Consider the following 20,635-nt stretch of genomic DNA (forward strand, 5'->3'; position numbering starts at 1 on the left):
CCCGTCCCCTCCACTTATTTGATCAAGGCACGAGCGAGCTCGTGGAAGCGGGAGGCGGCTGGAGGTTTTTGGTCTGTTTTGTGAGCGGGGGTCAGGTCTAGGCCGGGCGGCAGCCCCACCTCCGGGCAACGAGGACGAGGTCGGCCCACGCACATCCCACGCCCGGGTTCCTCCACGTCCCCGTCGCCGGGAGGGCGCTTGATCACACGGGCGCCCGGACGGCTGTCCGTGACGACTCCGGCTGCCTGGACGGCAAGTACGGCGAGGAACCGTCGGCGCCCGCGCTCCACGCGGCAGCCGTCTTCCGTGCGGCCGGGTCCCGCGATGTCCTCGAACTCGGGGCCGGCCACGGCCGCGACGCCCTGCACTTCGCGCGGAAAGGGTTCACCGTCCAGGCCACCGACTTCTCCGCCACAGGTCTGGAGCAGGTGCGCGGGGCCCGGCTCGCCGCGCTGCAGGCGGCCCTGGTGAAGGCGGCCTCGGAGGAGGGCTTCCGCCGCACGCTCTCATTCCACCACCAGATCCGCGAGGCTGAGGCGTTCGCGGCCGGCCTTCCCGACATCGCCGCGCAGCTGCACGACAGCGAACGGTGGGTGAGCCTTGGGTGGACCCGGCGGGGATCCGACCGCGCGGGCCAGCGGCGTGAGCCTGCCCGAGACCGGTGAGATCGTCGGCGAGGAAGCCGGGGAGAACCGGCCCTGGACGGCCACCCGGCGCCAAGAGTAAACACCGGGCACCCCGCTACGACGTCGGCAAAACCGAGAAGGGGTCGACACCCGGGAATGTGACTCTGTGTACTTCGCGGACGTGCGCGGCTCGATGCCGGACCTGGTCCAGGCCGTGGGCCGGGCGCTGCGGATGCAGCCCGGCGAGGGCAAGATGGCCAGCCTTGTAGGGTAGATCGCCGCCCCACCCATAATCCACGGTTTCGTGAATTCAGGATCCCCTGTACTGTCGTGGTGTGCTGACCGTTGCCTCCGACATCGACGTGCTGGCCCGCTTCGGCCGCGCGCTCGCCGACCCGATCCGCTGCCGGATCCTGCTCGCCCTGCGCCAGGCGCCGGCCTACCCGGCCGACCTCGCCGACGCGCTCGGCGTCTCCCGCACCCGGCTGTCGAACCACCTGGCCTGCCTGCGTGACTGCGGCCTGGCCGTGACCGTCCCGCACGGTCGGCGCACCCGCTACGAACTCGCCGACGAACGCCTCGGCCACGCGCTCGACCACCTCCTCGCCGCGGTCGTCGCGGTGGAGACGGACAAGACCTGCCCCGACGCCGCCACGGAGGGCTGCTGCTGATGGTGTCCATATCCCTGGGGCCCACCCCGGCCCGCCGCGAGCAGCTGGCGAGCCGCATACGGCTGCTGGTGGCCGCGACGATCACCTACAACGCCATCGAGGCCGTCGTCGCGCTGACCGCCGGGACCATTGCCTCCTCCACCGCGCTGATCGGCTTCGGCCTGGACTCCGTCATCGAGGTCTCCTCCGCAGCCGCGGTCGCCTGGCAGTTCTCCGCCCGCGAGCACGCGGTCCGTGAGGCCCGGGAGAAGACCACCCTGCGGATCATCGCCGTCTCCTTCTTCGCCCTGGCCGCCTACGTGAGCGTCGACGCGATCCGCGCGCTGGCCGGCCCCGGCGAGGCCGACCGCTCGATCACCGGCATCGTCCTGGCCGCGCTCTCCCTCGCGGTCATGCCGTTCCTGTCCGCCGCCCAGCGCAGGGCCGGCCGTGAGCTCGGCTCCGCCGCCGCGGTCGCGGACTCCAAGCAGACCCTGCTGTGCACGTACCTCTCCGCGGTTCTCCTGGTCGGCCTGGTTCTCAACGCCACCCTCGGCTGGTCCTGGGCCGACCCGATCGCCGGCCTCGCCATCGCCGCCATCGCCGTCAAGGAAGGCCGCGACGCCTGGCAGGGCAAAGGCTGCTGTGCGCCCGCTGCGGCGAGCAGCGCGGCGCCGGAGGCCGCCGCAGACGAAGACGGGTGCGGCTGCCTTCCTGGATGTTCCTGCTGCTCGTGAACATCACGTTGCCAACTCGCCGTTAGCCCGCTCGCCCCGCTGATACTGGCCGGGCAGCGGCGGGAGGGTGGGGAGCAGGGTGGAGTGGACGGTGTGGGCGGGACTGGCCGCGGGGCTGCTGATCGCGGTGGTGACCACGCCGGTCGGGGTGTCCGGGGCGGTGTTCCTCCTTCCGGTCCACCTGAGCGTCTTCGGTGTGCCGAGTCCGGCGATAACGCCGACGAATCTGCTGTTCAATGTGGTGGCCGGGCCGGGCGCCCTGTGGCGGTACCGCCACGACGGCGCTCTGCGCGGCGGCCTGGCCCGGCGCCTGGTCGTCGGCACCCTGCCCGGCGTCGTCCTCGGAGCCGCGATCCGCATCTTCGCTCTCCCCGGCCCCGGCGTCTTCCGGCTCCTGATCGCCATCCTGCTGCTGCCGCTCGGCATGTGGCTATGCGTCCGTACCCTCGCCCCGGCCCGCCACCGGCCGGACGTCGCCCCAGAACCGTCCCCGGCCGCGCTCACTGCCCTGGCTCTCGGGGTGGGCGTGATCGGTGGCATCTATGGCATCGGCGGCGGATCCCTCCTCGGGCCGGTCCTCGCCGCCCGTGGCCTGCCTGTGACCCGGGTGGCGCCGGCCGCCCTCGCGGCGACGTTCGCCACCTCCGTCGTCGGTGCCACCGCGTATGCGGTCCTGTCCCTGGTCAGCTCCGGGGACGTCGCTCCCGACTGGTGGCTGGGGCTGGCCTGCGGGGTGGGCGGCCTGGTCGGCGGCTACCTCGGGGCCCGGCTTCAGCCCCGCCTGCCCGAGACCGTGCTGCGGCTCCTGCTCGGCATTCTCGCCACCAGCGTCGGCGGGATGTACGCCCTCCAGGCCCTGACGTGAGCCCGTCCGGCCTCGAGCTCGCCGCCTGTCGCATCCAGCGGATCACCCTGGAGAACAGAAGCTGAGGGAACAACTCGAAGCCGCGACGGGGCGTCACACGAGTGACGTCCATCCCCTCCAGGCGGTCAGCGCCCAGCTGAGGAAGTGGTCAATGGTCAACTGCAAACCTTGGCCACAACCTTGACCACGTCTGCTACCGGCCACGGTCAGACCGCGGACAAGGGGGTCACCTGCACGCTGCTCCTTCGCAACGACCGCCCCGGCCGGGGCAGCGAAGGAGACGAGCCGATGACGACCACCCACCCGAGGGCCGGGCAGCGGCACCGCTCGGGCCGACCACACCGGAAGGCCGGCCCGTGGCGGGCAAGCCCAAGGGGACTCCCTGGGTGCCCACTTCGAAAGGCACTCAGGAACCCCCTTTGGTGCCCGGCACCCGAGGCCGCAGGAAAACCCCTTGTCAGAGCGGGAATCGGCGCGAAAACTGCGCCGTCACAACCCGCTTCTCTCCTCTTGTTGTCCGTGGTGGAGGAGAGCATCGGGTTCCGGGGGGCCCGGACGCCCTCCCAGGCCGGGCGCAGCCAGCGGCGGCGGCCGGCCGGCGGCCGGTCGCGAGCAACGAGGGAGCAGAGCTGATGGCGGGGAAGCGGAAGACCAACCCGGGGGGGCGACGAACAGCTACCGCGGCGACGTGCTGCGCGTGCTCGGGGCGCTGAAAGTCGCGACGGCTGATCAGATCCAGCGGATCGGCGCTCCCCACCCGACCTTCCAGCACGCCGACAAGGAGACCCCGTCGAAGCAGAAGCAGGCCCGCACCGCCTCGCACACCGGCGCGCTCTGCGACATGCGCAAGCACGGCCTGTCCGAGAACGGCGGCTCCACCGAGACGGGGGACTCCCTGCGGAACCTCACCCTCAAGGGCCTGCAAGCCGCCTCCTACGAGCTGCGGCGTCCGGTGACGGAGATGGGCTCCACCGCGCGCGGCGCGGGTTCCAGCGGGGCCTCGCACCCGAGGGCAGTCAACGAGACCGTGATCGCGATGCTGCGCCCGAAGCCGAACATGGCCAAGTCGTGGTTGCCGGGGCAGACGAGGGCCCCAGTGAGCGACACCGCCGACACCGTCGAAACCACCGCCCCGCCGCCGAGATGGTGCGACGGATCTGCCTGCCTCCGTTCCGCCACCTCCTCGACCGCCTCCCCGCGCTGCGCGTCACCGACATCTACGAGGACCCCTTCGAGCCCTACCTCCACCAGCAGACCACCGAGAAGACCTGGGACACCGACCACTTCACAGCCATCGCACGAAAGCGAGGCGGACGCGCCTTGGACATCGGCTGCGGCCGGGGCCGGGTAGCCCTGGCCCTGGCCGCAGCGGACCTCCCCACCACTGCCGTGGACATCTCCCATGCCGCCACCACCCGCCTACGCACCCACCTGACCCACCATCCCGAACTTGCCCAGCACATCCGGGTCGTCCACGGCGACGTCCTCGACCCGATGCCCGAGCTCCGCACCGGCTACACCACGGCCACACTCGGCGACACGGCCGTGAACATGTTCACCGACCCCCGGACCCTCACCGCCTTCCTCACCCGCGTCCGCAGCCTCCTCACCCCCGACGGCATCCTCTGCCTCCCCGTCCTCACCGAGCCCGCCCTCGCCGCCTACACCCGCCGCAACGGCGTCCTGGCCACCGCCTTCACCGACGACGACGGCACCCGCCGCCTCCTCTTCGCCGCCATGCGCCACGACCCCGACGGCCCCCACTTCTCCCGCACCCTTTTCCTCCCGGACGCCACCCGCGACAAAGACGAGGAACCGGTGGCCCACCTCGCTGCAGTACGAGAACGCCTGTGGAACCGCGCCTCACTCACCCAGCACCTCCGTGAGGCCGGCTTCGAGATCGTCGACAGCATCCCGGTGGTGCCCCGCCACGACGCGCTGGGGCGAGTGGACGCGGAGATCCTGGTGCTGGCCGCCGAGCAGGAGGCGAGGCACGCGGCAGTCGAGCGTGACCTGGGCGCCGCAACGGTCCTGCTATGCGACTCCAGCATCCCCGGCCGCCACGACGGCCAGCTGGACGACGAGACGATCGGCTGGCTGGAGTCGGAACTCGCCCTCGCCGAAGCGCCGGTGTTCGTCGGCATGCATCACCCACCGATCGCGTTGGGCCTGCCGTCGGTCGACGCGATCAGGTTGAACCACCCGAGCGGCTGGAGCGGGTTCTGCGGCGCCACGACCAGGTGAAGGCCGTATTGGTGGGGCATGCGCACACGGCCGCTTCGTCGGTCTTCGCGGGGTTGCCGCTGGTGGTCGCACCGGGTGTCGTCTCGACGCTGATGATGCCCAGTGAGCTGGTGCTTCCCGAGGGGTGGTCCGAGGACGACGCGCTGGACTTCGAGCGGCCGCCCGCCTTCACCCTGCACGTCTTCGACGGCGAACGGCTCGTCTCCCACACTCGCGTCGTCCTCTGACTGCGCCCGATACACGCCAAGCGCCACCCGTAGACGCTGAGCGCCCCTCAAACGCTGAGCGCCGCCCGCACGGTCTGTTCGGCGCCCGTTCCGCCCTCGCCGGAGGAGGTCACGCGGCCCGCCTCCAGGACGTAGTAGTGCTGGGCGGCCCGCATGGCGAAGCCGACGTGCTGCTCGACGAGGAGGACGGAGAGACCGCCTCGGCGGGTCAGGGCGAGGATCGTCTCCTCGATCTCGGCGACGACGGAGGGCTGGATGCCCTCGGTCGGCTCGTCGAGGAGGAGGAGCCTGGGGCGAGTGATCAGGGCGCGGGCGATGGCGAGTTGCTGGCGCTGGCCGCCGGAGAGCAGACCGGCCCGGCGCGCTGACAGCTCGCGCAGGACGGGGAACAGGTCCAGCGCCTCGGCGATCGCTTCCTTGCCGTCCGCTCGGCCGTCCGCGACGAGTTGGAGGTTCTCGGCGGTGGTGAGGTGCGGGAAGGACTGCTGGCCCTGGGGGACGTAGGCCATGCCCCGGGCAACCCGCTGGTGCGGGGCGAGGCGGGTGATGTCCTCGCCGTCCAGCAGGATCGTCCCGCCGGTCGGCTTGAGCAGGCCCATGGCGGCGCGCAGCAGGGTGCTCTTGCCGGCGCCGTTGTGGCCCAGGACGGCCGCGACACCGTCCTTCCGAACGGAGACGGTCACTCCGTGCAGCACAGTCGTGCGGTCGTAGCCCGCCCGAACGGTGTTGATCTCCAGCATGGGTGTCACGCCTCCTCGGCGACGGGTACGGAAGCGGCGGCCGGTTCGCACTCGGGCTCGGAGGCGCGCCCGAGGTAGACCTCCTGGACCCGGGGGTCGGCCTGGACCTCGGCGACCGAGCCCTCGCTGAGGACCTTGCCCGCGTGCAGGACGCTGACGCTGCGGGCGAAGGAGCGCATGAAGTCCATGTCGTGCTCGATGACGACGACCGTGTGGTCCTCGCTGACACGCTGCAACAGCTCGCCGGTGGCCTCGCGCTCGTCGTGGCTCATACCGGCGACGGGCTCATCGAGCAGCAGCAGCTTCACGTCCTGGACCAGCAGCATGCCGATCTCCAGCCACTGCTTCTGCCCATGCGCCAGCACACCCGCCGGGCGGTCGCGCAGCTCCGTCAGGCCGGTGGTCTCCAGCGCCTTGGTCACCGCCTCCGGTATGCCCTTGCGGCGCCGCAGCATCGTCCACACACCCCGTCCGGCACCGGCCGCGATGTCGAGGTTCTGCAGGACGGTCAGTTCCTCGAAGACCGTCGCTGTCTGGAACGTACGGCCGATACCCATGCGGGCGATGCGGTGCACGGGCTTGCCGATGAGTTCCTCGCCGCCAAAGCGGACCGATCCGGTGGACTTCACCAGTCCAGTGACCGCGTCGACGAGCGTGGTCTTGCCCGCGCCGTTGGGTCCGATGAGGAAGCGCAGATCACCGGGGCGGATGTCGAGGTCCACGCCGTCGACGGCCTTGAAGCCGTCGAACGTCACCCGCAGGTCGCGGACCGTCAGTCCCTCGCCGCTCATGCTGTCCCTCCAGTCGTACGAGTACCGGTACCAGTGCCGGCACGGCGCTTGCGCAGGACGATGCCCAGGGAGGCGAGGCCGCCGGGCAGGAACCCGACCGCTACGACGAACAGCAGGCCCTGGAGGTACGTCCACGCGGCGGGAAAGGCGTCCGAGAGCGTGCTCTGCGCCCAGGCCACAGCGATCGCACCGAGCACCGCGCCCACCAGCGAGGCCCGCCCACCGACCGCAGCGCCGATGACGAAGCCGATCGACGGGACGATACCGATCAGGGCAGGCGAGATGATCCCCACCGCCGGGACGAACAGGGCGCCCGCCAGCCCCGCCATGCCCGCGGCGATGACGTACGCGACGAGCTTGACGTTGGCGGGGTTGTAGCCGAGGAAGCGGACGCGTTCCTCGGAGTCCCGTACGGCGATGAGGAGTTCGCCGTAGCGGCTGACGAACAGCTGGCGGGCGGCGGCCATCAGCAGCAGAAGGACGGCGGCGATGATGAAGTACACCATCCGCTGGTTGACCGGGTCGTCCAGGGAGTAGCCGAAGAAGCCCTGGATGTCGGTGAGGCCGTTGGTGCCGCCGGTGGTGGCCTGCTGGCCGACGAGCCAGATGGCGAGGGCGGCGGCCAGTGCCTGGCTGAGGATCGCGAAGTACGCGCCCTTCACCCGGCGGCGGAAGACGAAGAAGCCGAGCAGCGCGGCGACCGCCATGGGCAGCAGGACGGTCATGGCGAGCGCGAAGGCCGGGTTGGCGAACGGCGCCCACCACCAGGGCAGGGTGTCGCCGGTGCCGTACAGCTGCATGAAGTCGGGCAGCGTCTGGCCCGTGGCGGCGGCGTCGGCGAGCTTGAGGTGCATGGCCATCGCGTAGCCGCCGATGCCGAAGAAGACACCCTGGCCGAGCACCATCAGCCCGCCCCGGCCCCAGGCCAGGCTCACGCCGACCGCCACGATCGCGTAGCACAGGTACTTCGCGAGCAGTGAGAGGCGGAAGTCGGAGAGGGCGAGCGGGGCGACGCCGATGAGCAGGACGGTGCCGAGGGCGAAGCCGACGGGGACGCGGCAGCGTTCCAGCAGGGTCACGGGGGGCGCGGTGGAAGTGGTCGTGGTCGTCGTCATGCCAGGCTCCGGGTGCGCAATGTGTACAGGCCCTGGGGTCGCCACTGCAGGAAGGCGACGATCGCCACGAGGACGATGACCTTGGCGACGCTGACCGTCGTCGAGTATTCGAGGACCGACTGCAGCACGCCGAGCGCGAAGGCGGTGATCACGCTGCCCTTGAGCTGCCCGATGCCCCCCACGACGACGACCAGGAAGGCGTCGACGATGTAGTTGGTGCCCATCGTCGGACCGATCGGGCCGACCAGGGTGAGCGCGACTCCGGCCACGCCCGCGAGGCCCGAGCCGATGAAGAACGTCGTACGGTCCACGCGTTCGGTGGCGATGCCGGACACCTCGGCGAGGTCGCGGTTCTGCACGACGGCCCGGATGCGGCGCCCGAGTGGGGTGAGCTTCAGGATGAGGGTGAGGGCGAGGACACTCAGCAGGGCGAGGCCGAGGATGAATAGCCGGCTGTTGGCCAGGGTGATGCCGCCGCCCAGGGAGATGTTGCCGGTGAGCAGGTCCGGGGCATGGGTCTGCACATTGGGGGCGCCGAAGATGTCACGGGCGAGCTGCTGGAGCATCAGGGAGACACCCCAGGTGACCAGCAGGGTGTCCAGCGGCCGGGTGTACAGGCGCCGGATGAGCAGCCACTCCAGGAGCACGCCCATGGCACCGGCGACGAGGAAGGCGACGGGCAGGGCAACGAGCAGGGAGACACCTGCGCTGCTGATGGACTTCTGCAGGACATACGTGGTGTAGGCACCGGCCATGATGAACTCGCCGTGCGCCATGTTGATCACGCCCATCTGACCGAACGTCAGGGTCAGGCCGAGCGCGATCAGGAGGAGGACGGCGCCGATACTGATGCCGGTGAAGGACTGGTTGAGGATGACCGTCATGAAGCGGCTCCGGGTCGGGGACGGGCGTGCGGGCGCGGGGCGGACCCGGCCTGTGGGGAGGCCGGGTCGCGCTACGAGTGGGGCCGGAGGTCAGGACAGGCCGGAGGCCCAGTCGTAGCCCTTGAGGTACGGGTCCGGCTTGACCGGCTTGCCGGAGTTCCAGACCTCCTCGATCAGGCCGTCCGAGCCGACCTTGCCTATACGGGCGGTCTTGTAGACGTGCTGGGTGGCACCGTCGACGGTGACCTTGCCCTCGGGGGCGTCGAGCTCGATGCCGTCCGAGGCGGCCTTCACCTTCGCCACGTCGAACGAGCCCGCCTTCTCGACCATCTCCTTCCACAGGTAGACGGAGATGTACGCGGCCTCCATCGGGTCGGAGGTCGGCTTGTCCTTGCCGTACTCGGCCTGGTAGGCAGCGACGAACTTGGTGTTGGCCGCTCCGGGCGTGGTCTCGTAGTAGTTCCACGCGGTGAGCTGGTCCTCCAGGTACTGGGTACCGATGCTCTTCACCTCCTCCTCGGCGATGGAGACCGACAGCACCGGCATGCTCTTCGCGGTCAGTCCGGAGGACTTGTACTCCTTGAAGAAGGCCACGTTGCTGTCGCCGTTGAGGGTGTTGAACACGGCGTCCGCGCCGGAGTCCTTGACCTTGTTGACGATGGTGCCGAACTCCGTGGAGCCCAGCGGGGCGTAGTCCTCGCCGACCACCGTCATGCCCTTGGCCTTCGCATACGCCTTGATGATCTTGTTGGCGGTACGCGGGAAGACGTAGTCGCTGCCGACCAGGTAGAGCTTGGTCAGGCCCTGCTTCTTGAGGTAGTCCAGCGCCGGGACGATCTGCTGGTTGGTGGTGGCGCCTATGTAGAAGATGTACGGGGACTGCTCCAGGCCCTCGTACTGCACGGGGTAGAAGAGGAGCGACTTGTAGCGCTCGAAGACCGGCTTGACGGCCTTGCGGCTCGCCGAGGTCCAGCAGCCAAAGGTGGCCGCGACCTTGTCGTCCTTGATGAGGGCCTCGGCCTTCTCCGCGAAGGTCGGCCAGTCTGAGGCGCCGTCCTGGCTGACCGCCTTCAGCTTCTTGCCCAGCACACCGCCGGCGGCGTTGATCTCCTTGATGGCGAGCAGCAGCGCGTTGTGGACGGTGACCTCGCTGATGGCCATCGTGCCCGACAGAGAGTTGAGCAGACCGACTTTGACCGTGCTGCCGGAGGTGTCCGCCTTGGCGGCGGAGTCCGACGACGTGTCGCTGCCGGTCTTCGCGCCACAGGCGCTGAGGGCCGCGGTCGCGCCGACCGCCGAGATGCCGGCCAACAGGCCACGTCTGCTGATGCTGAGCCCGGACATAACAAGACCTCCAAGCCCCGAAGGGGGCGGTACGAAGAGAGCGGAAAAACACTGGGGAGGGAATCGACGGAGCATGCTTCAGAAACGGCGGCGTTGGCGCACGGATCCCCCAGCCGTACCGGGGTGCCGTCCGGGCTGGTTGCTGAAGTGCGTCCACAGCCTGCGGCGGAGCTGTTTCCGCTGCGTTTCGGCGCAATTGAGGAACAGTTTCCAGTGGAAGTAAAAATGCAGTCAAAGAGAAAGAGCAGTCGCTGACGATGCGCAACTGATGCCATCTCGGCGACGACAATTAACGCTTCCTGTAGAAAGGATCCGTTTCCTCATTCCTCTTGTCAGGAGTGAGGTGCTCGACGGTAGGCTCCGCTCAACCCCTCACGTGGGACCAGGGCTTCGAGCGGAGGAGTGCGATGGCAAGTCGGCCCCAGGAACTGCTCCATCTGCTCACACGGGCCGAACGCCTCTCCGTGCGCCGAGTGCAGTCCGTACTGGACGAGTTCGACTGCTCGGTGGAGGCATGGCGGGTCCTCGACCTGCTGTCCGACGGGCAGGGCCACAACATGACGGCGCTGGCCGACCACGCGTTCCTGCCGGCGCCGAGCCTCACCAAGCTGATCGACCAACTCGTCGACCAGAACCTGGTCTTCCGCCGTGTCGACACCGCCGACCGGCGCCGTGTCCTGGCATGCCTCACACCGCGGGGCACACAACGCTGGCAGCAACTGGTCCGCGGAGTACGGACCGACTGGGCGGAGCTGGAGCCCCTGCTCACGGATGAGACCGGGGAGCGGCTGGACACTCTGCTGGACCGGCTTGCCGAAGCGCTGGAGGGCGGCCGGGTCACAACAGGTCGTGGGGAGCGCGCAGTTGGGCGAGGACGTTGAAGTCGAGCCCGTCCGCTTCCGCAAGGTAGATGCGCTGGCGCACATGCCGGCCCTCCAGAGTCAGCAGGCCACGCGGACCCTCATAGGAGACGGCGTCGGCGGCCGCCCCGATGGCGGACACATCCAGGGTGCGCGCCCGTTCGATGAGCGCGGCCAGCAGCAGCACGCCCTCGTAGCAGGACTCGCCGAGACTTCCCGGGGTCGGGGCAGCCACCCCGAAGCGGTCGGCGTACTGGCCGTGGAAGTCCATGGTGTTCTGGTCGGCCAGTGAGGCGAAGAAGCCGGCCGTGCTGTAGAGGTCGGAGGTGGCCTCCGGGCCGCTGCCCACCAGCATGTTCTCGTCCATCAGCGTGCTCAGCCTGAGGCACCGCTGATCCAGTCCGGAGGCGGCGAAGGCCCGGTTGAAGCGGATCGCGTCACTGCCGACCAGCAGCATCAGTACGGCGTCGGCGTCGGCGTGCTCAATCCGGCGCAGCACGTCGTGGAAGTCCTCGGTGCCGAGGGGCAGGTACGCCTCGCCGCAGACCCTGCTGCGGGAGTCGCGTGCGTAGCGGCGGGCGGCCCGGGCGGTGTGCCGGGGCCATACGTAGTTGTTGCCGACTACGAACCAGCGGCGCACACCGCGGGTCTCGGTGAGCAGCCGCATCGCGGGCATCAGCTGCCAGGCGGGGGTCTCGCCGGCCATGTAGACGCCGTCGGTGCGCTCCCCGCCCTCGTACAGAGCCGTGTAGACGTACGGCACCCGGTGCGCGATCCGTGGAGCCACCGCCTGCCGTACCGAGGAAATGTGCCAGCCCGTGACACCCTGCACCGTGCCCGTCGCCACCAGGGCCTCGACATCCTCCGCCACCTGCTGCGGCTCGGCACCGCCGTCGACCTCAAGGAGCCGCAGCTCCTTGCCCAGGACACCGCCCGCCTTGTTGATCTCCTCGGCGGCCAGCCGGGCACACGCCTCGCAGGTGGGACCGAACACCCCGGCAGGCCCCTGCATCGGGTACACGAGCGCGACGTTCAGCGTCGAATCGTCGGCCGTGAACCACTCGGGGGTGTGGAATCGGACGGGGCGGCACATGGCCCCATGATTGCCGCACCGCCCCCGCAGCCCAAGCCGAGGCCCGGATCGAGACCGATTCGTAGAGTTACGGAGCCGCGGGTCGACCGCCACAGCGGAAGGGCTCCCGCGAGCACTGTCCTCGCGGGAGCCCTTACCTGGGTTGCCTGCCGTGAAGGGTGAGAAGACGATCACGAGCGGGACATCTGTGGGGTGTTACGCCATCACGGCGCGAGCAGGAGGCTGTCGCCGCGCTCCTTGGCGGCGGCGTAGCGCTTGGCCACGTCCTGCCAGTTGACGACGGCCCACATGGCGTCGATGAAGTCGACCTTCTGGTTCTTGTACTGCAGGTAGAAAGCGTGCTCCCAGGCGTCGAAGACGAGGACGCTCGACCGTGCCGATGCGGCACCGCCCCTGCTGATCCCCACCGGACCGGCGATCCACCCGATGGTGCTGGACCAGCCCATGCTGCTGCCCGTCCTCGACACCAACGCGCTGCTGACTCACCCCTGCTGGCTGGTCAAGAACGGGCACCAGCACGACAAGGTGACAGCTCTGGCCGGCACCGGCCGCGCAACCCCGTACATCGCAGCACACGTTCCCGGCGAGATCGACAAACACCTGGCCCGGCTGGCAGACCAGTACCAGGTGGCGGAACGCGACGTACGCCGTCTCCTCACCGCCCGGATCCTCCCCGCCCTGCGGGTGGTCGACCTGGAGATCCGCGATCACCTCTCCCGCGGCCCCACGGGCGTCCCACCACCAACCCTAGGATGACCCGCGTGTTCAAGAATCACCCGAAGGGTGGCCGCCAGGCCACCATTGTCCTGCTTCCCCTTCTGCTGGTGACTGCGTGCTCCACCAGAGAGGACACGACGAAGGTCCCGGCAGAGCACATCGTTGGAAATTGGAAGGGACCGGACGGCGAAAGGATCTCCTTCTCCGCCGACCGGGAGTTCACCGCCACGGGCCTCGATTCCAAGAAGCTCGCCACGGCCGACTGCCCCGGCGGGAAATCCAACGGCGCCTGGGGCTTCTTCGTCGACGATGCCAACGGAAGCCACAGGTCCGAGACGGCGAAGTCGGGTTCCTGGATCGGCCTCGGACTGGCCCGCAAGTACTTGGATTGGGGCTGCTTGCTCGACTTCGCGGTCGTGGACGGCGGCAAGACTCTCTGCGCGACCTTGGACCCCGACGACCCCTGCAGCCTCGACGTCCGCTTCACCCGGGAGAAGTGACCCAGGGCCAAGAAAAGTCCCAGCTCGCAGCCCGGCGGCCCAAGCTTGCGCGAGATCGACACCAATTGAGGCTCCCGGCCCACATGGCTTTTGCCAGGGCCGTTGAGCACGTCGTAACTGCCGTGCGGTGCCACACGATGTGACAGGCCCGGGGCACTATTGCCGGGCCGTACTGCGACGTCGCGCGACCGTCCGGTGCCCAGGTGGTTCGTAGACGCCCTGAACGCAGCTCACGCCCTTCACCCGTAGCCCGAGGCGGAACTGGCGGCCGGTGCGCAGGTCGGGGACGAAGGTGTCCAGGACGACGCGGCGGATGATCGGCCTTTTCTTGCAGGTCAGAGCCGTGTGGCGTGGTCTGCATGACAGTGGATATCAGGGTCATCCGAGCCGGTCAGATGTACCGCTACTACCTGCGCGAGACCGTCGTCGGCGACGGCCGCCGCCCGGCCCGCACGCCGCTGCGCGAGGCCCAGGAGCAAGCCGGGGTTCCGGCCGGGCGATGGATGGGCCGTGGCCTGGCCGTGCTCGGACTGACACCCGGCGAGGAAGTCACCGAGAGCCAGCTGCGGAACCTCTTCGGCGAGCGGGGCCGGCACTCGCACGTGGACCGGATCGAGGCCGACCGGCTCGCCAAGGGCGACTCCCCGAAGAAGGCGTTCAAGGCCGGCGTCCTCGGTCGCCGGGTGACGGTGACCGGTGTCGACTTCGTGTTCCGGCCGCAGCCGACGATCTGCCTGTTGTGGGCACTGGGGGATGAGGAGACGCGGCGGGTGATCGAGGCCGCGCACGAGCGGGCGATCGAGCGGGTGCTGGAGTGGATCGAGGACGAGGTGGCGGTGATCCGGTACGGCAAGGACGGCATCTACCGGGTGCGGCCGCCCGGCGGTCTGGTCGCCGCGCGCTTCCGCCACTACGAGGCACGGCCGGGGATGCCCTTGCTCCATGACCATCTGCTTCTGTCCGTGAAGTGGCAGTGTCTGGACGGGAAGTGGGGCTCGATCCACACCCTGGCCCTGCACGAGAACGCCGTGGCCGCCTCCGCGCTCTACAACGAGCTCGTGGCCTCGGAGGTCTGCGAGGCGCTGGGGCTGGCGACCGAGCCGCGCATCGTCACCCCGGGGCGCCGGCCCGTGATGGAGATTGCCGGGGTTCCGCACGAGCTGATCCGCTGGACCGCACGGCGCAGTGACCAGATCGCCGCCTGCCTCGAGGACCTGGAGCACGAGTACGTCACCGCCGTCGACGACGACGGTGAGCTGAAGTTCCTGCCCGTGGTCTCCGAACGGGCCCGCGCCAAGCTGAACCAGGTCGCCGCCCGCAAGACCGCCCGCCCAAGCAGACGGCCCGGTCGCTCGCGCAGCTGCGCGCGTGGTGGAAGGCCAGCGCGATCCTCACCTCCGGGGTGGCCGTCGACATCATCAACTCCCTCCTCGAGCACGCCCGCGCTGCGGCTGCGGCTGCGGCTGCGGCTGCGGCGATCCGGCCCGGATCGCCGCCGTGGTTGATGTCGCCCTGGCGGCCGTCGACGTCACCGCGACGGTGTTCGTGATGAACGACGGCGGCCACTTCCACCGCCGGCACCTGCTCGCCGAAGCCCGCCGCCACCTCGCCCTCGTCCTGCGCAGCCGCCGCCGCGACCCCGGCCTGGACGACCAGATCGTGGCCACCGCCATCTCCACACACTGCCTGGACACCAGCGAGCCGAAGACCGCGCGCGGCCTGCTGTCGGACTACCGCCTCTACACTGCACGGTGGGCACTGTCCGACCTCCCGGCCCGGCGCAGCCCACCCACTCCCGCACCCGACCGGCATCTACTGGAGACCCTGCGCGGTCAGGAGTTCACGCGCGGCCTGGACGACTACATCGCCAACCGCGCCCTATCCGACCGCTCCCGCCAGTCCACCGTTCCCCATCCCGGCCGCCGGCTGCCGACCAGCTCTTCTACACCGCCGACTTCGCCGAGCTCGGTCGCTGGTGGATCGCCGGCGCCGACGGCAAGCCTCCCCGCGAGTCAAGCCGGTACGAGCGGGCTCGAGTTGCCAGCCTCGCCGTGCAGAACGCGATCCGCGCAGCCCGTACCCCGCCCGCCGCCGCACAGGACGACGCTCCGGTTGCCGCGCACACGGAAGACCACCACGATCAGGCGTCAGACCTGCCGCACGCCGTTGACCATCCGGGCCGGGATGCCGTGCTCACCCTGGCGCAGCGGGCCGCCGCTCAGGCCCATCAGCAGGCTGCGATGGCCAAGGAGTACCTGGAGGGCTGTACGACCGACCCGGCGACGTGGCTGCGCACACCTAAGAATCTGGAACGGCTCGGCCGCCTTCACCTGCGCGGCCAATGCCCGCCGCCGCGCCTTCGAGACCCGGCCGAAGCCGGAACAGTCGGCCGACGTGGTCAAGTCCGACGACCAGCAGCAGCACCATGCGAACCGGCCCGAGCACAGCAGGGGAGTGGGCCGTGACCGGTGAGGGATGGCAAGCGGCCTGGGCGTGGCCGATCTGCGCCTTCACCCGCGAGCCCCAGGACGGATCGAGAATCGGGAGGTTGACACCCGGCACGGGAGGAACCTCGACCGACCTGCACGAACTGCTGGACAGCTACCCCGACGTGCCCCCGCCCCGCCAGCGGGGCGACGTGAACCTGGTGGGCATGCTCAGCAGCGCCGACGATCTCGCTCGCAGCTTGGCGGCGCTGAAAATCCGGGTGCAGCCCCACGATTCGAGGACCTCGCTCGTCAGCCCAGAGGAGGCACGCGAGCACGAGGTGAAGGAGGTCGACCGGCTCCTGGGCACCTCCGTCTACTTCCAGCGTCACGCCCACGCCGCGATGCTCGAGCGGTGCGTCCTGGGCGCGGACTCCAAGGAGGACTGCTCCACCCGGTCTCGATCTCGGGCAGGGCGAAGCCATCCGACGCCGGATCGCACAGCGCGCCGAGCGCTAAGGCCACTGCTGAAGGGAGAGGTATTGGCCAATTGCCACGAGCTGCACCTGCCCATAGCGGTTGGCCCAGAGCCGTCGGAACTTTGATGTGTCCCGTTCACGCTGTTTTGCCAAGTGAACGGGAGGGGCCGATTCCTGCCCGCATGAGAGGTGAGTTGCAGGGAACGGCCCGGGAGTTTGTACGAGTCCTGTGACAACTTGTGGGCGCCCGGTGCCGCTGGGGTCGCCGGGATCTGCCTTCCTATGGGGGAAAGTCATGTACGTGCGTGCCTTCGGCATGCCGTTTCGGCGTGCCCGCAAGAGATCAGCAACCGGCGTTTCCCTGGCGGCGATCGCCTCGATCGCCCTGGCCGTCTCCGTCCTGCCCGGCGCGGGCGTGGCGGCGGCCGACGACAAGCCGGTGTCGGCCTGGGGCAAGGACAGCCCGGACTTCGAGATGCCGCCGGTAAAGGTCGGCGCGAACCGCCCGGTGGCGTCCAAGAGTTCCGAGAACCCGACGGACGAGGCGTTCCTGCCCTGGCAGCGCGAGCAGCGTGAGCGGGGCAAGGACCCCGCGGGCAAGGAGGGCGGCAAGCAGGCGCCGGATCGCAGTGCCGCTGCGGACGTCTCGGCGTCGAGCGTCGTCCCCGAGGGCCAGGGCAACGTACCCTGGCACCGCTACACCAGCTTCGCGATCACGGACACGCTCACCGCGAAGATCGACTACTCGACCGGCAACCTGATGCTGACGGCGACAGACTTCGATATCGCCGGCGTCGGCCAGCGCCTGCAACTGGCGCGGACCTACAACTCCCTCGACGCTCCCTGGGGCCGTGTCTCGCAGCGCTGGTGGCAGCAGTACGAGCGCTACCTGTCCGTCGGCTCCTCGGAAGTGATCTTCTACGACGCTTCCGGTGCCACGGTCCGCTTCACCAAGAACAGCGACGGCTCCTTCACCACCCCGAAGGGCTACTCGCAGGATCTGAAAAAGAACGCGGACGGCACCTACACCCTCACCAAGTGGAAGTCGGGCACGAAGGAGACGTACAACGCGAACGGCAGCCTGACGAAGGTCACCGACCGCAACAAGGGCACCATCACCGTCGCCCAGAATGCCAGCGGCGGATTCAAACTCACCGAGACCCGCTCGGGACGGTTCATTGACCTGGTGAAGACCTACCCGTCGCAGTGGCAGGCCAAGGACAACACCGGCCGGACCGCCATCTACACCCTCGACGCCGACGGCAACCTGGCCGCCACCACCGACACCGAGGGCAAGACGGTCACCTTCCGCCACGACTCCTCCGGCCGCATCGACAAGATCACCACGGCCGAGGGCCGCGTCACCGTCTTCACCTACGACGACACCAATCGCGTCACCTCCATGCTGCGCGGTACCGCCTTCAACAGCGACGGCCACACCGGCCCGACCTGGACCTACAGCTACGGCGCCGCCTCCCCGACGGCCGCCGGCACGACCACGGCCAAGGACCCGGAGCTGCACGTCACCCAGTACGCCCACGACGGTGACGGTCGGGTCACCGAGGTGACCGACGCGCTGGGCCGCAAGCGGTCGACGAAGTTCGACGCCAACAACAACATCGACTCCACCACGGACGCGATGGGCTCGGGCACCACTCCGGGCAACGTCACCGACTACGGCTTCAACACCCGCAACAACGTCGAATCCGTCACCCTGCCCACCGGTGGCAGGACGGTCAACACCTGGCAGACCATCGCCGGCGGCGACGTGCCCAAGGACTCCACCAACGCCGACGGCGAGAAGACCAGCTTCACCTATGACACCGTCGGCAACACCAAGTCGGTGGCGCAGACCGGCACCGGCGGCGGCAGCGTCACCTACGAGTACAACCCCGCCACACCCACCTGCGGCGGCTTCGAGGGCCAGCGCTGCAAGGCGAAGACGACGATGACGTCCACCAAGACCGTCGTTGCCGACTTCCACTACGACGACAGGGGCAACCTGGAGTGGGTCAAGCCCCCCGCGCCGCTTGACACGACGACCTTCACCTACGACGACCTGGGCCGCACCAGGACGGTCACCGACGCCCGCGGCGTCACCAAGACGTACACGTACGACAACCTTGACCGCATCCGCACCGTCACCTCCCCGAACACGGTCAAGGTGGAGTACTGGTACGACGGCGACGGCAACCTGGTCCAGCGCTCGGACGGCACCGGCACCACGAAGTACGACTTCGACCCGCTCCAGCGTGAGACGGTCCGCCACCTGCAGGACGGCTCGCAGACCCTGCTCGCCTACACGCCGGCCGGCAACGTCGACTACTACCAGGACCCGGCCGGCACGGTCGACTACACGTGGAACGAGGTCAACAAGCTCAAGGAGCTGAAGGACCCGCAGGGCCGCATGACGACGTACCAGTACAACAACAACGACGTCCGCACCACGACCACCTACCCGGGCGGCACTGTCCACAAGGTCGACGTCGACAACTCCAGTCGCCCCAGGGCCATCAAGGCGACCTCACCGCACGGCACCCTGGTCGACCTTGCGTACACCTACAACTACGGCACAGACGGCAAGACCGACGGCTCCAAGATCCGCACCTCCACGGACAACGTCCGCGGCACCAAACGCACGTACTCCTACGACGGCGCAGGCCGCTTCTCCTACGCCAAGGAGGAGAAGTCCGGGGCGGTCACGGACTCCTGGCAGTACTGCTACGACCTGGCCGGCAACCTGACCTCCCAGGGCACCGAGCAGGGCTGCCCGCGCGGTACGACCTACACCTACAACGACGCCCAGCAGCTCACTTCCAAGTCCAGCACGAGTGGCCCCTGGTCGTACGACGCCATCGGCAACGAAACGGCCGGCGCCTCCACGGACGACTACGCCCGCACGGGGGAGTCGTACACCGACCACTCGCAGCTGAAGTCGATCACGGTGGGCGGCAAGGCGTACGCCGGTCAGTACGGCTCGACCGACCAGAGCGAGCGCATCAAGCTCGGTGACACCTTCTTCCACAACGGCCCGCTGGGTCTGTCGGCGAAGACAACGGCCGGTGTGGACATGGGCTTCAACCGCGAGCCCGGGGGCACGTTGAACTCCATGACGACCGGGGGCAAGACGTACTACTACCTAACGGACGCCATCGGCAGCGTGGTCGCCCTGGCGGACGCGGACGGCAACAAGGTGAACACCTACACCTACAGCCCCCGCGGAGTGCGCACCCTGGCCCAGTCGTCCGAGCCGGTCGCGCAGCCCTACCGCTTCGCCGGCGGCTTCCAGGACCCCACGGGCCTGTACCACTTCCAGGCCCGCTACTACGACGCCAACATCGGCCGCTTCACCCAGCCCGACCCGTCGGGCCAGGAGAAGAACCCCTACCTCTACGCGGAAGGCGACCCCGTAAACAAGATTGACCCCAGCGGACTTGCCGCTCTCGACTGGTTGGGCATGGCAGGAGATGTGGTGCAGGGGGGCATCCACCTCGCCCAAGGAGACACACGTGGGCTGTGGGGCGACGTGGCAGGGTTCGTGGCCGGAGCAGCCACCCTTGCAGTGTGCGAAACCATCATGATCGGCGGAGCTCCGGCCACTGCCGGCGCCTCTGCTGTATACGGGCAGGCCGTGTGCTGGAGCGCATCTTGGGGCGCTAGCACACTGGCCGGAAACCTAGTCGGTGGCTGACCGAATCGGTATCAGCTAGATGATGAGAAGGAGTGACCATGCCTCTGGGATGGACCAGTGAGCAACAGGCCGGAGTGAAGCGTTGGTGGCAGTTCGCTACTTTCTTCTGTGTCTTGGGGCTGGCCCTTTCCGTGTACCTAATAGCCAGCGGGAATTCTGGAGGGTGGGGACTCCTAGCCTTCATCGTCATTCTGTGGGGAGTGGGTGCGTACTCCTTGAGGACGATGAAACGTAATCGACCTTAAGGAAAACACCGGTTGCCTTCCCGGCCAGGGAGGGCAACCGGTGTATCGCATCGAGCACACCACTAGGGAGACCGACCGCGTGCTGCCGCCGCCCTCAAGTGCGTCTACTTGGCGCTGATGAGCCTGGACCCGACTGGCAAGGGCCGCAAGCGGTGGACCATGCGCTGGAAGGCTCCACTCAACGCGTTCCAGATCGCCTTCGAAGGCCGCCTCACCCCGAGCAACAGCTGACCACTCAACAACCAAAATCAGCCGCTAAGTTGGCCCTGTCTCACATTCGGTGGTGACGGAGCGTGCTGTTATCCGAGGAGGATGCGGTGCCGGAGCAGGGTGAAGCCTGCTCGTCCGTGCATCTGGCGCGCGATCCGTTTGGTCTTGGTGTTGACGCCCTCAGTGGGGCC

The 20,635-nt window shown here is 68.8% G+C and carries 19 protein-coding genes and 4 pseudogenes; 15 read left to right on the forward strand and 8 right to left on the reverse strand.

The window, feature by feature from the left end:
* Window positions 1-257: 257 nt before the first annotated feature.
* The 5 genes and pseudogenes from PUR53_RS48050 to PUR53_RS02035 all read left to right on the forward strand — a co-directional run.
* Window positions 258-422, forward strand: a pseudogene (locus tag PUR53_RS48050) (SAM-dependent methyltransferase); the annotation flags it as partial.
* Between the two features lie 6 nt (window positions 423-428).
* Window positions 429-894, forward strand: a pseudogene (locus PUR53_RS48055) (helicase); the annotation flags it as partial.
* A gap of 67 nt (window positions 895-961) precedes the next feature.
* Window positions 962-1,297 carry an ArsR/SmtB family transcription factor gene (locus tag PUR53_RS02025; RefSeq protein WP_329896749.1) on the forward strand — a complete coding sequence of 112 codons (336 nt, stop codon included), beginning with the start codon at window positions 962-964 and terminating at the stop codon, window positions 1,295-1,297.
* Entirely contained in the window at window positions 1,297-2,013 is a 717-nt protein-coding gene (locus tag PUR53_RS02030) for a cation transporter (protein ID WP_329896748.1), read from the forward strand. Before PUR53_RS02025 ends, PUR53_RS02030 begins: the two co-directional genes overlap by 1 nt.
* 79 nt (window positions 2,014-2,092) lie before the next feature.
* Window positions 2,093-2,878 carry a sulfite exporter TauE/SafE family protein gene (locus PUR53_RS02035; RefSeq protein ID WP_329896747.1) on the forward strand — a complete coding sequence of 262 codons (786 nt, stop codon included), beginning with the start codon at window positions 2,093-2,095 and terminating at the stop codon, window positions 2,876-2,878.
* A 933-nt stretch (window positions 2,879-3,811) separates the two neighbouring features.
* Here PUR53_RS02035 and PUR53_RS02040 read toward each other — a convergent pair.
* Window positions 3,812-3,985 carry a hypothetical protein gene (locus tag PUR53_RS02040; protein WP_329896746.1) on the reverse strand — a complete coding sequence of 58 codons (174 nt, stop codon included), beginning with the start codon at window positions 3,983-3,985 and terminating at the stop codon, window positions 3,812-3,814.
* A gap of 36 nt (window positions 3,986-4,021) precedes the next feature.
* On the opposite strand from PUR53_RS02040, the gene PUR53_RS02045 reads away from it, so the two are divergent.
* Together PUR53_RS02045 and PUR53_RS02050 are read left to right on the forward strand one after the other, a co-directional pair.
* Window positions 4,022-5,122 (forward strand): methyltransferase domain-containing protein, encoded by a 1,101-nt coding sequence (locus tag PUR53_RS02045; protein ID WP_329907165.1) that lies wholly within the window; start codon window positions 4,022-4,024, stop codon window positions 5,120-5,122.
* Window positions 5,123-5,133: 11 nt separating this feature from the next.
* Window positions 5,134-5,349: a hypothetical protein gene (locus PUR53_RS02050; protein ID WP_329907166.1), complete on the forward strand. Its 216-nt coding sequence runs from the start codon at window positions 5,134-5,136 to the stop codon at window positions 5,347-5,349.
* A gap of 47 nt (window positions 5,350-5,396) precedes the next feature.
* Here PUR53_RS02050 and urtE read toward each other — a convergent pair whose 3' ends face one another.
* The 5 genes from urtE to urtA form a co-directional block, all read right to left on the reverse strand.
* Entirely contained in the window at window positions 5,397-6,089 is a 693-nt protein-coding gene (urtE, locus tag PUR53_RS02055; protein WP_329896743.1) for an urea ABC transporter ATP-binding subunit UrtE, read from the reverse strand.
* A gap of 5 nt (window positions 6,090-6,094) precedes the next feature.
* Complete coding sequence (gene urtD, locus PUR53_RS02060; protein WP_329907167.1) at window positions 6,095-6,880, reverse strand: urea ABC transporter ATP-binding protein UrtD; 786 nt, start codon at window positions 6,878-6,880, stop codon at window positions 6,095-6,097.
* A complete protein-coding gene (urtC, locus tag PUR53_RS02065; RefSeq protein ID WP_329896741.1) occupies window positions 6,877-7,995 on the reverse strand; it encodes an urea ABC transporter permease subunit UrtC in 1,119 nt (372 codons plus the stop codon). Before urtC ends, urtD begins: the two co-directional genes overlap by 4 nt.
* Entirely contained in the window at window positions 7,992-8,879 is an 888-nt protein-coding gene (urtB, locus tag PUR53_RS02070) for an urea ABC transporter permease subunit UrtB (RefSeq protein ID WP_128434113.1), read from the reverse strand. The genes urtC and urtB overlap by 4 nt, the downstream gene beginning before the upstream one ends.
* Before the next feature lie 90 nt (window positions 8,880-8,969).
* The gene (urtA, locus tag PUR53_RS02075; protein ID WP_329896740.1) at window positions 8,970-10,223 is read right to left on the reverse strand and encodes an urea ABC transporter substrate-binding protein; all 1,254 of its coding nucleotides are present in this window, start codon (window positions 10,221-10,223) and stop codon (window positions 8,970-8,972) included.
* A 407-nt stretch (window positions 10,224-10,630) separates the two neighbouring features.
* Here urtA and PUR53_RS02080 point away from each other — a divergent pair, with 407 nt between their 5' ends.
* Window positions 10,631-11,104: a MarR family winged helix-turn-helix transcriptional regulator gene (locus PUR53_RS02080; RefSeq protein ID WP_329907168.1), complete on the forward strand. Its 474-nt coding sequence runs from the start codon at window positions 10,631-10,633 to the stop codon at window positions 11,102-11,104.
* Here PUR53_RS02080 and PUR53_RS02085 read toward each other — a convergent pair.
* Window positions 11,061-12,176 carry a substrate-binding domain-containing protein gene (locus tag PUR53_RS02085; RefSeq protein WP_329896738.1) on the reverse strand — a complete coding sequence of 372 codons (1,116 nt, stop codon included), beginning with the start codon at window positions 12,174-12,176 and terminating at the stop codon, window positions 11,061-11,063. The genes PUR53_RS02080 and PUR53_RS02085 overlap by 44 nt on opposite strands.
* 203 nt (window positions 12,177-12,379) lie before the next feature.
* Window positions 12,380-12,541 (reverse strand): annotated as a pseudogene (locus PUR53_RS02090) (Fe-Mn family superoxide dismutase); the annotation flags it as partial.
* Between the two features lie 61 nt (window positions 12,542-12,602).
* Here PUR53_RS02090 and PUR53_RS02095 point away from each other — a divergent pair.
* From PUR53_RS02095 to PUR53_RS02125, 7 genes and pseudogenes are all read left to right on the forward strand, one after another.
* The gene (locus PUR53_RS02095) at window positions 12,603-12,932 is read left to right on the forward strand and encodes a hypothetical protein (protein ID WP_329896737.1); all 330 of its coding nucleotides are present in this window, start codon (window positions 12,603-12,605) and stop codon (window positions 12,930-12,932) included.
* 5 nt (window positions 12,933-12,937) lie between these two features.
* The gene (locus PUR53_RS02100; RefSeq protein ID WP_329907169.1) at window positions 12,938-13,393 is read left to right on the forward strand and encodes a hypothetical protein; all 456 of its coding nucleotides are present in this window, start codon (window positions 12,938-12,940) and stop codon (window positions 13,391-13,393) included.
* 359 nt (window positions 13,394-13,752) lie between these two features.
* On the forward strand, window positions 13,753-14,898 hold the full coding sequence (mobF, locus tag PUR53_RS02105; protein ID WP_329907170.1) for a MobF family relaxase: 1,146 nt from the start codon (window positions 13,753-13,755) through the stop codon (window positions 14,896-14,898).
* On the forward strand, window positions 14,891-15,865 hold the full coding sequence (locus tag PUR53_RS02110; RefSeq protein WP_329907171.1) for a hypothetical protein: 975 nt from the start codon (window positions 14,891-14,893) through the stop codon (window positions 15,863-15,865). Before mobF ends, PUR53_RS02110 begins: the two co-directional genes overlap by 8 nt.
* The gene (locus tag PUR53_RS02115) at window positions 15,855-16,424 is read left to right on the forward strand and encodes a hypothetical protein (protein ID WP_329907172.1); all 570 of its coding nucleotides are present in this window, start codon (window positions 15,855-15,857) and stop codon (window positions 16,422-16,424) included. Before PUR53_RS02110 ends, PUR53_RS02115 begins: the two co-directional genes overlap by 11 nt.
* 349 nt (window positions 16,425-16,773) lie before the next feature.
* The gene (locus tag PUR53_RS02120; RefSeq protein WP_443080253.1) at window positions 16,774-19,989 is read left to right on the forward strand and encodes an RHS repeat-associated core domain-containing protein; all 3,216 of its coding nucleotides are present in this window, start codon (window positions 16,774-16,776) and stop codon (window positions 19,987-19,989) included.
* Window positions 19,990-20,315: 326 nt separating this feature from the next.
* Window positions 20,316-20,465, forward strand: a pseudogene (locus tag PUR53_RS02125) (IS256 family transposase); the annotation flags it as partial.
* Window positions 20,466-20,635 lie beyond the last annotated feature (170 nt).

Origin of the sequence: Streptomyces sp. SP18BB07 (assembly GCF_036322545.1) — a bacterium.
Lineage (GTDB): Bacteria > Actinomycetota > Actinomycetes > Streptomycetales > Streptomycetaceae > Streptomyces > Streptomyces deccanensis.